The sequence below is a fragment of the Bradyrhizobium sp. B124 genome, assembly GCF_038967635.1.
GTDB lineage: Bacteria > Pseudomonadota > Alphaproteobacteria > Rhizobiales > Xanthobacteraceae > Bradyrhizobium.
On sequence record NZ_CP152413.1, the window covers coordinates 4876430 to 4887699 of the forward strand.

The 11270-nt window shown below is 65.5% G+C and carries 10 protein-coding genes; 8 read left to right on the forward strand and 2 right to left on the reverse strand.

Going from position 1 to position 11270, the window contains the following annotated elements; translation table 11 throughout:
* The first annotated feature begins 81 nt into the window (after nucleotides 1–81).
* From modA to AAFG13_RS23340, 4 genes are all read left to right on the forward strand, one after another.
* Nucleotides 82–867, forward strand: a complete 786-nt coding sequence (gene modA / locus AAFG13_RS23325; protein ID WP_342708338.1) for a molybdate ABC transporter substrate-binding protein — start codon at nucleotides 82–84, stop codon at nucleotides 865–867.
* 163 nt (nucleotides 868–1030) lie between these two features.
* Nucleotides 1031–1726, forward strand: a complete 696-nt coding sequence (gene modB, locus AAFG13_RS23330) for a molybdate ABC transporter permease subunit (protein WP_342708339.1) — start codon at nucleotides 1031–1033, stop codon at nucleotides 1724–1726.
* Nucleotides 1727–1728: 2 nt separating this feature from the next.
* Entirely contained in the window at nucleotides 1729–2400 is a 672-nt protein-coding gene (gene modC / locus AAFG13_RS23335) for a molybdenum ABC transporter ATP-binding protein (RefSeq protein ID WP_212317005.1), read from the forward strand.
* Nucleotides 2401–2493: 93 nt separating this feature from the next.
* Nucleotides 2494–3690 carry a hypothetical protein gene (locus tag AAFG13_RS23340; protein WP_212317003.1) on the forward strand — a complete coding sequence of 399 codons (1197 nt, stop codon included), beginning with the start codon at nucleotides 2494–2496 and terminating at the stop codon, nucleotides 3688–3690.
* A 66-nt stretch (nucleotides 3691–3756) separates the two neighbouring features.
* Here the strand turns inward: AAFG13_RS23340 and AAFG13_RS23345 are convergent, their stop codons facing one another.
* Complete coding sequence (locus tag AAFG13_RS23345; protein WP_342708340.1) at nucleotides 3757–5550, reverse strand: potassium/proton antiporter; 1794 nt, start codon at nucleotides 5548–5550, stop codon at nucleotides 3757–3759.
* Between the two features lie 239 nt (nucleotides 5551–5789).
* On the opposite strand from AAFG13_RS23345, the gene AAFG13_RS23350 reads away from it, so the two are divergent.
* Together AAFG13_RS23350 and map are read left to right on the forward strand one after the other, a co-directional pair.
* The gene (locus tag AAFG13_RS23350) at nucleotides 5790–7106 is read left to right on the forward strand and encodes a mechanosensitive ion channel domain-containing protein (RefSeq protein ID WP_342708342.1); all 1317 of its coding nucleotides are present in this window, start codon (nucleotides 5790–5792) and stop codon (nucleotides 7104–7106) included.
* A 168-nt stretch (nucleotides 7107–7274) separates the two neighbouring features.
* Nucleotides 7275–8099: a type I methionyl aminopeptidase gene (map, locus tag AAFG13_RS23355; protein WP_092122802.1), complete on the forward strand. Its 825-nt coding sequence runs from the start codon at nucleotides 7275–7277 to the stop codon at nucleotides 8097–8099.
* Nucleotides 8100–8117: 18 nt separating this feature from the next.
* Here the strand turns inward: map and AAFG13_RS23360 are convergent, their stop codons facing one another.
* Complete coding sequence (locus AAFG13_RS23360; protein ID WP_342708343.1) at nucleotides 8118–8837, reverse strand: DNA-3-methyladenine glycosylase I; 720 nt, start codon at nucleotides 8835–8837, stop codon at nucleotides 8118–8120.
* 124 nt (nucleotides 8838–8961) lie between these two features.
* On the opposite strand from AAFG13_RS23360, the gene radC reads away from it, so the two are divergent.
* Nucleotides 8962–9675, forward strand: coding sequence for a DNA repair protein RadC (gene radC / locus AAFG13_RS23365; protein ID WP_342708344.1), 714 nt, complete (start codon nucleotides 8962–8964; stop codon nucleotides 9673–9675).
* Nucleotides 9676–9745: 70 nt separating this feature from the next.
* Nucleotides 9746–11107: a prenyltransferase gene (locus AAFG13_RS23370; protein WP_342708345.1), complete on the forward strand. Its 1362-nt coding sequence runs from the start codon at nucleotides 9746–9748 to the stop codon at nucleotides 11105–11107.
* The last annotated feature ends 163 nt before the right edge of the window (nucleotides 11108–11270 follow it).

The window sequence follows — 11270 nt, forward strand, 5'->3', positions numbered from 1 at the left end:
TCCGTCCGTCGCGCCCAGAACCCACCCAACGCCTGGTTTGCGCGCGCTTGTTCGTGCGTGAGCTCGCACGGAGCGCTTTCCATGTCACGACTTGCCGGACTTTTCACTGCCTTCGTCATCCTGCTCGGTGCGATCCATTCGCCCGCGCGCGCCGAAGACAAGACGCTCACCGTCTTTGCCGCCGCTTCGATGAAGAATGCGCTCGACGAGATCGATGCGGCCTATACCGCCAAGACCGGCGTCAAGATCAGCGCCAGCTATGCCGCGAGTTCGGCATTGGCAAAGCAGATCGAGCAGGGCGCCCCGGCCGACGTGTTCGTCTCCGCCGACACCGACTGGATGGACTATGCGATCAAGCAGAAGAACATCAATGAGCCGACGCGGGTGAACCTGCTCGGCAACTCGATCGTGCTGATCGCGCCGAAGGATTCCATGATCGGCAATGTCAGCATCGGACCTGGCTTCGATCTCGCCAAGCTCGCCGGCGACGGCAAGATCGCAACCGGCGACGTCAAGGCGGTGCCGGTCGGCAAATACGCCAAGGCCGCGCTCGAGAAGCTCGGCGCCTGGCAGGCGGCGGAACCGAAATTCGCGATGGCGGAAAGCGTTCGCGCGGCACTGACGCTGGTGGCGCGCGGCGAGGCCGTGCTCGGCATCGTCTATTCGACCGACGCCAAGGTCGAGCCGGGCGTCAAGATCATCGGCACCTTCCCGGCCGACACCCATCCCGCGATCATCTACCCGGTTGCGGCGACCACGACCGCCAAGCCCGAGACCGCTGACTATCTCGCCTTCCTGCGCTCGTCCGCGGCGAAGACGATCCTCGAGAAGTACGGCTTCAAGTTCCTGATCAGCCCGACGACCTGAGCCCAGCGCCGCCGATTTGACGTTCCTCCAGCGATTGCCGCACGCACCGTGAGGAACGTCAAATCGACCAGCGGCACTGGCCTATTGACTCTGACTGGTGTCTGTTCCCGAAGTTCGTAACTGAGGAGCCGCACTTGCATACGAACTTCGGGAATAGACGCTAGTGTTTGAGATCTCGCCGACCGAATGGACGGCGATCCTGCTGTCGCTGCGGGTCGCCGTCATCGCAACGCTGGTGGCGACCCCGTTCGGTATCGCGCTCGCCTGGCTGCTGGCGCGGCGCGATTTCTGGGGCAAGTCGCTGCTTGATGCCGCCGTGCATCTGCCGCTGGTGCTGCCGCCCGTCGTCACCGGCTATCTGCTGCTGCTGACCTTCGGCAAGCGCGGCCTGGTCGGCGGTTGGCTGGCCGATCATCTCGGCATCGTCTTCGCGTTCCGCTGGACCGGCGCTGCGCTCGCCTGCGGCGTGATGTCGTTTCCGCTTCTGGTGCGCCCGATCCGGCTTTCGATCGAAGCGGTCGACCGCCGCCTCGAGCAGGCCGCCGAGACGCTCGGCGCCGCGCCCTGGCGGGTGTTCGCAACGGTGACGCTGCCGCTCGCGCTGCCGGGCGTGCTGGCCGGCATGGTGCTCGGCTTTGCCAAGGCGATCGGCGAGTTCGGCGCGACCATCACCTTCGTCTCCAACATTCCCGGCGAGACCCAGACCATTTCATCGGCGATCTATTCGCTGATCCAGACGCCTGACGGCGACACCGCCGCGGCGCGGCTCGTGATCATCTCGATCGTGCTCGCGGTCGGCGCATTGGTCGCGGCTGAAGTATTTGCGCGCCGCGCCACGGCGCGCCTGCACGGGCAATAGCGATGCTGCGCGTCGACATCACCAAGCAGCTCGGCGAGTTCTCGCTGGCGGCATCGTTCAGCAGCGAGGGCCGTGTCACCGGCCTGTTCGGCGCGTCCGGCTCCGGCAAGACGTCGCTGATCAACACCATCGCCGGGCTGGTTCGTCCTGATCGCGGCACCATCGTGATCGACGGCGAGACGGTCGACGATACCGTAGCCGGCATCCATGTCCCGACCTACCGGCGGCGCATTGGCTACGTCTTCCAGGACGCCCGGCTGTTTCCGCATCTCGATATCAGGCAGAACCTCGATTACGGCCGCCGGATGAACGGGCTCACGGAGGATCCTGCGCAACACAAACGCGTCGTCGATCTGCTCGACATCGGCGCCCTGCTCGACCGGCGCCCCGGAAAGCTCTCCGGCGGCGAGCGGCAGCGCGTCGCGCTCGGCCGGGCCCTCTTGTCCAAGCCGCGGCTATTGCTGCTGGATGAGCCGCTGGGGGCGCTCGACGAGAGCCGCAAGCTCGAGATCCTGCCCTATCTGGTGCGGCTGCGTGACGAGGCCGGCGTCCCGATGGTCTATGTCAGCCACGACGCGGCCGAGCTTCGCCAACTCGCCACCCAGATCGTGATGCTGCGCCGCGGCCAGGTCACCGCGTTCGGCGGTGTTAAGGTGTTGACGGGCGGCGCGTAGCTGGCCGTTTTTCCGAAAGTCGGCATAAGATAGCCCATCTTGTCTGCTAGGCCCGGATCGGGGCGTCCGATCGGGCATGGGGAAAGGTGCACTTTGCGACTGACTGGCTGGGTATTGCTGCTGATCGGCGGGCTGCTGTGCGCCACGATTTCGTGGGCCGCCCTGGGCTTCCTGCTGATGGGCATCGGCCTGATCTCGCTGCAGGTCGCCGAGCGCCGCCGACGCCTCGGTGATGATACCGTGCCGGCCGGGGCTGGGGGATTTACCCCCCCGCGCCTCAGTGCCGGGCTACAGCCGCCGACCCTCGACCCGGTCAACGGCCAAGACACTGGCCGAGACACTGACCAGGACGCCGGACCGCAGCGCCAGCCGCGCCGGGTGGCCTGGCCCGACAAGAACGGCGACGCGCCCTATGACCGGCAGGCCTGGCGCCGGCTGGTCGAGAACGATCCCGATCTCGCCCAGCTTGCCAAGGTGCTGGCCGATTACGGCCCGCAATATGTCGATGAGCTCGCGGCCAGCTATCTCGCCGCCCCCGACAAGAGCCGCCTGGGTGCGATCGTCGACGGCATCATCGCGCGCGCCCGCGACGGCCAGCCGGCGCCGCCGCCCGCACCGGTCGAAGGATCGCGGCCACCGCCGCTGCCGCCCCGGCCGCCTCAGGTGGCCGCCCCGGCCGCCAAGCCAGCGACTTCGGCGAGCAATCCCGCCGATGCGCTGGAAGCGTCCCTGCTCGCCACGGTCGAGCAGGCTTCCGCCAGGGTCGCCGCCGAACGCGCGGGTCTCTTCAAGCCGGTCAAGGAGCCTGGCAAGACCACCGACAGCCGGCCGTCGACGGCGGGCCAGCGAGAACCGCTGTTCGGTCGCGCACCCCGGGACGCGAAGCCCGCCGAGCCGCCGCCGATGCCGGCGGAGACGCCCGCCGACCTCGAAGCATCGTTGATCACGGCCATCAGCGAGGCGGCCGCCAGACGGGCGGACATATTCAAGCCGGAGCCGGTGTCGGAGCTGCCGAAGCCGCCACCAGCGAAGGCCGAGATCGGCGCCAATCCGCCGCAGCCCGTTCCGCCTCCGCCCGCCACCACGCCGCCCGCGAAGACGGCACCTACAAAAACAGCGGCCGACAATCTGGACGAGACGCTGCTCGCAGCGCTGGCTGAAATTTCCGGCCAGAAGTTCAAGGACGAGCCCAAGCCGGACGCTGCGTCCAAAGGGCCGCCGGCGGACGACGGCCTGTCCGACATGATCAAGAAGTTCGCCCCGGATTCGAGCTTCCTGCGCAAGCAGTGACGGCGCGGCTCAGATTCTGACGCGTTTTCTTCACGCGAACCGGCATCCACTTCGCTCGAAAACGCTTTAGACGCCGGCGACCGACGCCCAGATATCGGCGAGCTTGCGCCGGACGGTCTGCATCCGCGTCTGCGGCACGACCTCCTCGTCTTCCTCCGGCAGGCGCAGGCCGACGACATTGACGCGGCCGCCGCTGATGCTGCGCGCCACCAGCACGATCTCGTCGAGCGCGAGCTCCGCACCTTCCTTCGGCGCGCGGTCGAGATTGATGTCGAAATAATCCGCCAGCGTCAGCTTGGCCTGGTGCTCGTCGACCTTGACGCCGTAGATCTCGGCGAGCTCACCGAGCGTATGCTCGCCCGACACCATGAAGTCGCCGAGCAGATGCGGATCGGGCGCGCTCGACGGCGCCATGTCGACGAAGAAGCGATCGAGCGCCTCGGCGCGCTCCGGCGGCGCCAGCAGATAGATGTAGTCGCCCGGCGCGACCGGATCGGCCTCGACAGGCATCAAGATCCGCTGGTCGCGGATCACCAGCGTCGGCTTCGACCACGATGGGATCAGGCCGCGGCGGAAATACAGGCTCTTCGGCCGCACCGGATAGCCGACCAGCTGCTGCTCGAGCTGGCCGGGCAGGTCCAGTTCGACACGGCGCGGACCGCGTTCGGCGCGCGGCAGCGCGACGTGCAGCCGCCGCGCCGCCGGCGCCAGCGTCCAGCCCTGCAGCAGCAGCGAGATGATGACGACGACGAAGGCGACGTCGAAATAGAGATAGGCCTTCGACAGGCCGACCAGCATCGGGATCGAGGCGAGGAAGATCGCGACCGCGCCGCGCAAGCCGGTCCAGGCGATGAAGACCTTCTCCCGCCAGTTGAACTTGAACGGCGCAAGACAGATCAAAACCGCCAGCGGCCGCGCCACCAGCATCAGCGCGAATGCCACCAGCACCGCGCCGCCGGCGCTGGAGAGCAGGCGATGCGGCGACACCAGGAGGCCGAGCAGCACGAACATCACGATCTGCGCCAGCCAGGTCGCGGCGTCGAGGAACGTCACCACCGAATTATGCGCGCGGGTCGGCCGGTTGCCGATGATGATACCGGCGAGATAGACCGCGAGGAATCCCGAGGCATGCACGATCTGGGCGCCGCCGAAGATCACCAGCGCCGCGGTCGTGACGAACGGCGCATGCAGGCCCTGCGGCAGCGCGACGCGATTCAGCGCGATCACCACCAGCCGGCCGCCGATCACCCCGATGATGGCGCCGAGCACGGCTTCCTGGATGAACTCCATTGCGATGTGCGAGGCCGAGCTCTGGCCGACCGAGATGAACTCGACCAGCATCAAAGTGAGGAAGATCGCAAACGGGTCGTTGGTGCCGGATTCCGCCTCCAGCGTCGCGCCGACACGTGGGCGCAGGCGCAGACCCTGGGTGTGCACCAGCAGGAACACCGCCGCGGCGTCGGTCGAGGCCACGACGGCGCCCACTAAAAGCGACTCGGTCCAATTGAGGTCGAGCACATAGCGCGCGACCGGCGCCGTGATCAGCGCAGTCAGCAGCACGCCGGCGGTCGCCAGCATCATCGAGGGCGCCAGCACCGTGCGGATGCTGGCAAACCGCGTCTTCAGTCCGCCGTCGAACAGGATCAGCGCCAGCGCCACCGAGCCGACCAGATAGGTGGTGCGGACGTCGTCGAACTGCAGCCGGCCCGGGCCGGAATCGCCCGCCAGCATGCCGACCAGCAAGAACACCAGCAGCAAGGGGGCGCCGAACCGCAGCGCAAGCAGGCTGGACAGGATGCCGGCCATCACCAGCACCGCACCGAGCAGGATCGCTATACTGACGGAGTCGAGGGATGCCATGCGCCTTTGGAGGTCTCAAGGACTTGGGAGGTCTCAAATACTTGCAATTGCATCCTTATCGTCGCCACACTGGGACGCCAACCGAATTCTGAGATAAGCGGCAATGTGCCCGGTCTTTCCTCCCCTAGGTCGCCTCGACACTGTGTTGTATCGATGGTCGCGTGCGCGCCTTTGTGGGAATCTGCGTGGGCATTCGAATCACATTTGCCTGACCCGCGCTGCAAGTTGAGACTTTGCCGATGGACATGAGCTGGAAGGACGTCCTGGAATCGATCCAGATGGCAGCGCGCTCGGTCGGGGCCGAGGTCGCCTCACCCTGGTTCTATCTGCAGTTCGGCATCATCCTCGCCGCCGCGGGCCTCGCCTACGCCGCCGATACCGCCATTCATGCGCGGGTCAACATGTCGTCGCTGGCGAGCCGCTGGCCGCTGCCGCTCCGGCACTTTGCCCGTGTGATGGTATCGAGCGCCTCCACCGCCGTGTTCGCGATCCTGATGGTGATCTCGCGCATCGTGATGTGGCACGCGACCTGGCCGAGCCGCAGCTATCTGATCGCGGTCTCCGCCAAGTTGGCGCTGGCTTGGCTCGTGATCCGCCTCGTGACCTCGGTGATCGACAACGCCTTCATCGTCAAACTGGTCTCGGTCGCGGCCTGGGTGGTCGCCGCCCTCAGCATCATCGGCCAGCTCGACTGGGCGGCCGATACGCTGGATTCGTTCGCGGTCGTCGTGGGCGGTCTGCGGCTGAGCCCGCTGCTGCTGATCAAGGCCGGCGCGGTGCTGATCCTGGCGCTGTGGCTGAGCAATATCGCCAGCAATTTCATCGACGGCCAGATCACCCGCTCGACCGACCTGACCCCGTCGATCCAGGTGTTGCTGGTCAAGATCATCCGCATCGGCCTGATGGTGGTCGCGGTCGCCATTGCCTTGAGCGCCGTCGGGATCAACCTGTCGGCGCTGGCGGTGCTGTCCGGCGCCGTCGGCGTCGGCATCGGTTTCGGCCTGCAGAAGATCGTCGCCAACTTCATCTCGGGCATCATCCTGCTGGTCGACAAGTCGGTGAAGCCGGGCGACCTCGTCACCATCGGCGACAGCCAGGGCCGCATCAGCGCGATGAAGACCCGCTACATCTCGGTCGCCGCCGGCGACGGCCGCGAGTTCCTGATCCCGAACGAGGACCTGGTGACGCAGAAGGTCACCAACTGGACCTACACCGACAAGAACACGCTGGTGAAGATCGCGTTCGCCGCCAATTACGACGCCGATCCGAGGCTGGTCTGCAAGCTCGCGATCAATACCGCCACCGCCCACGCCCGCGCGCTCAAGGGCAAGCCGCCGAACTGCATCCTGACCGAATTCGCCGAGCTCGGCATGAAGTTCTCGCTGACCTTCTGGATCGCCGATCCCGACGGCATGGACGGCGTGAAGAGCGACGTCATGCTGTCGCTGTGGGACGCCTTCAAGCAGCAGGGCATCAAGGTGCCCTACCCGGTACGGGAACTCCGGATCCGCGGCGGCGCGCTGCCGGTCGAGAGCGTGGTCGAGGTCTCCAGCTAGCGCCTCGTCACGGCTTTTTCGGACAAGCGGCCGCGGCTGTTCCGGATTTGGCCGGAAAATCAAGCCGCTTAAGCATTGTCCCCATGCCCAACCTTGGCTTGCGCCGGGCGCGCCGATCATTAAATTAGGGCCTGAAATCAGCCCCTTGCCCGCAGAAACGCCCCGCCCATGAGCTATATCGACGCCACCGACACCTCGCTTCGCAAGACCGGCCAGATCAAGCTGCACGGACCGAGCGGCTTTGCCGGCATGCGCAAGGCCGGCGCCCTGGTGTCGAAATGCCTCGACGCGCTCACCGACATCGTCAAGCCGGGCGTCCCGACCTCGGTCATCGACGACTTCGTCCGCAAGTTCGCCTTCGACCACGGCGCCTATCCGGCGACGCTGATGTATCGCGGCTATCGCTACTCGACCTGCACCTCGATCAATCACGTGGTCTGCCACGGCATGCCGGGCGACCGCCCGCTGAAGGAAGGCGACATCGTCAATGTCGACGTCACCTTCATCGTCGACGGCTGGTACGGCGATTCCAGCCGCATGTATGCGATCGGCGCCATCGCGCGGAAGGCCGAGCGGCTGATCGAGGTGACCTATGAGGCGATGATGCGCGGCATCGCCGCCGTCAAGCCCGGCGCCACCACCGGCGATATCGGCCACGCCATCCAGAGCTTCGTCGAACCGCAAGGCATGAGCGTGGTGCGCGACTTCTGTGGCCACGGCCTCGGCCGCCTGTTCCACGACGAGCCGAACATCATCCATATCGGCCGCCCCGGCGAAGGCGCGCCGCTGAAGCCCGGCATGTTCTTCACCATCGAGCCGATGATCAATCTCGGCAAGCCGCATGTGAAGATCCTGTCCGACGGCTGGACCGCGGTGACCCGCGACCGCTCGCTGTCGGCACAGTTCGAGCACTCGGTCGGCGTCACCGCCGACGGCGTCGAGATCTTCACGCTGTCGGAGCGCCATGGCGAGAAGCCGTGGGTTCAGGTGTAAGCGCATTCCTCGACGAGTTCAGTAGTCGCTCCGCGTCCGCTCGACGATCTCCTCGGGCGTGTGATTCTCGCCGATCGACATTGCGCAGATCCGCGACAGGTGCAGATAGGAAAGCCCGGTTTCTTCCGCCCAGGCGTTGAACTGCGCCTGCACCTTGGCGAGATCGCGCTTCGACTTGACCTCCTCGGCAATATCGAGCCCGGCATCGCGCAGGCAGGCGACGACGTCGCGCGAGGTGACGAAACCGTCCCAGCCGAGGAAGCGCAGCAGCATCTGCCCGGTGTTGCCGCCGAGCCGGCTGCCGCGCTTGGTCAGCAGATCGAGCAGCCCGACCTCGTCCGATGACGGCCAAGCTGCGAGGAATTTGCCGAAGCTGCCGTGCTCGCGCGCGATCTCCTGCACGAAGCGGCCGTTGTCGCGCACCGACATGATCTTGGCGCCGTTGCGCACGATCCTGGTGTCGCTGGTCAGCTTCTCCCAATATTCGTCGGGCCTGAAGGCGAGCTTGGCGGGCTGGAAGCCGAGGAAGGCGTCCTCGAAGCCCGGCCATTTGGCGTCGATCACGCTCCAGGCGAAGCCCGCGCAGAACACGCGCCTGGTCATCTCGGCCAGCACGCGGTCGTCGCCGAGCTTTGCCAGCGCCTTGGCGCCCGCCGGCGGCCGCAGCAGTTTCTCGAGCGCCTTCGGCCCGCCCTTGCGCTTCTCCGCGCGCGAGCGGATCACCTTGAATGATGTCACGCCGCCCTCCCCCTTTTTGATCCTGAACGTCGCAGGTAACGGTAATTCGCCCGTCGCATCGTGGCAAACCGGGAAGTTGCTTCAGCCCTTGCAAAACGCGGCAGGCACGGCATGGTTGTGGCCGATGCCCGCCAAACCCGACGCCAGCAACGACGACACCAGTGAGACGCCGCATTATCACGGCCATCGCGAACGGCTGCGCGAGCGCTTCTACGCCGCCGGGCCGGACGCGCTGACCGACTATGAGCTGCTGGAGATGGCGCTGTTCGCCGCCATCCCGCGCCGCGACACCAAGCCGCTCGCCAAGGCGCTGTTGAAGAAGTTCGGCTCGTTCGCCGAGGTCGTGCATGCGCCGGTGGCGCGGCTGCGCGAGGTCGAGGGCGTCAAGGATGCCTCGATCAACCAGCTCAAGCTGCTCGCCGCGGCTGCGGGCCGGATCGCCAAGGGCGAGATCAAGCGCAGCATCGCGCTGTCGTCGTGGAACGACGTCATCGACTATTGCCGCACCGGCATGGCGTTCGCCGACAAGGAGCAGTTCCGCCTGCTGTTCCTCGACAAGCGCAACCAGCTGATCGCCGACGAGGTGCAGCAGACCGGCACCGTCGATCACACCCCGGTCTACCCGCGCGAGGTGATCAAGCGCGCGCTGGAGCTATCCGCGACCGCGCTGATCCTGGTGCACAACCATCCCTCCGGCGACCCGACGCCGTCGCAGGCCGACATCCAGATGACGAAAGCCATCGTCGACATCGCCAAGCCGCTCGGCATCGCCGTGCATGATCACATCATTGTCGGCAAGAACGGGCATACCAGCCTGAAGGGGATGAAATTGATGTAGTCTCGCTGCGTTGAGATGCGTCACACCACCGCCGGTCCCTGCCCACATCCAGGCCTCCACGGAGATGATCATGTCGAATGGTCCCAGCGCGGTTCTCTCTTTCGACGAGATCGACGCGATTGCACGTGACGCCGTTGCGGAAGGACAGGCGGACCGCAAGCAGGCTGCATCGGAGAAGATTCAACCGTTGCGAAAGGCCCAGCGTCACCAGCCTGAGGCCGCGATGGCGTTGTTATGGATTGTCGACGAACGAAGCCTCGCGAGGGAAGAGGCGGCAGACGTTCTTTCAGAGATCGCAGACGCTCACGATGACGACATAGGCATCCTCTCAGCGCTTGGCATGTGCCTCGAAGCCGTCCGCGACATTGATGATCTGAACGCGCCGCCGCCGGAACACCCAATATTTCAGACGATGGTCGAGAAGCTGCACCGCTTGTCCAAGCTCAATGAAGGGCGGCCTGAGCAGGAGCGGATCCTGCGCGGGCTCGCCACGTCGGCGCGAATGATGGCGCGCCAGCACGATGCGATCGCCGAGGACAGTCTTCGGAGACTGACCGAAATCGATCCGCAAAAGAGCGCACACCATTACAATCTGGGGCTGTTCTACAAGACGCGCGGCAGATTCGCCGAAGGCGTGGCGGCGAACCGTGCCGCTGCAAGCCTGTCACAGGAGGCTGTCGATAGCACCGAATGGAACCTCGGCATCTGCGCCACGGGCGCAAGCGACGCCGCGACCGCGTTGGGCGTGTGGAAGGGCATGGAGCAGAAAATCGAGCATGGACGCTTTGGGTTGCCGGAGGGTGGATATCCGGCTTGCAAGGTGAGACTTGCCGCGCGACCCCTTGCTGAGCGGACGGCAGATCGTGATGACCCCGGTGAAGAGGAGACCGTCTGGATCGAACGGTTGAGTCCGTGCCATGGCATTATCCGCAGCGTGCTGTACCGCGATCTCGGCGTCGATTATGGCGACGTCATCCTCATCGACGGCGCTCCGATTACGCATCACACCTATGGCGAGCAGCAGATCCCGGTCTTCCCCCATCTGGCAACGCTGCTGCGCCGGAATTACCAGTTCTTCGCTTTCGCGGGCACGCAGCAGACGGCACGGCAATTGGCCGATATCAGCGAAGAATTGGACGGGGACGCCGTGATCTATTCGCACTCGGAGAGCTTCAAGATCATGTGCGCAAATTGCTGGCGCAACCCCGATATCGATCACGCTGAACACGAGACAATGGAAAAGCACGTCGTCGCCGGCCGCATTGCCGCGTCTCCCGACATCGCGCCTGCGCGACTTTTGGATCTGATCGACAAGGCAATCGAAAAGCGAGGAACCTGCCAGCTCTATGCACCCGATCTTTGCGCCGCAGCGGGACAATCGGCGCGCGAGCGGATCGACCGACGGCGGTTTGCGCTGCTGACGGGCAACTAGCGCGATGGCCAAAGCAACAATGGGCTTGCGACTTAAGGGGATGCGGCTGATGTAGCCCCCGTCGTCCTGGCGAAAGCCAGGACCCATTACCACCGCATTCGGTGATGGAGCGGGTCGTCGCCCCAGCGTTACGCGACAATCGAGATTTGGGGTAATGGGTCCT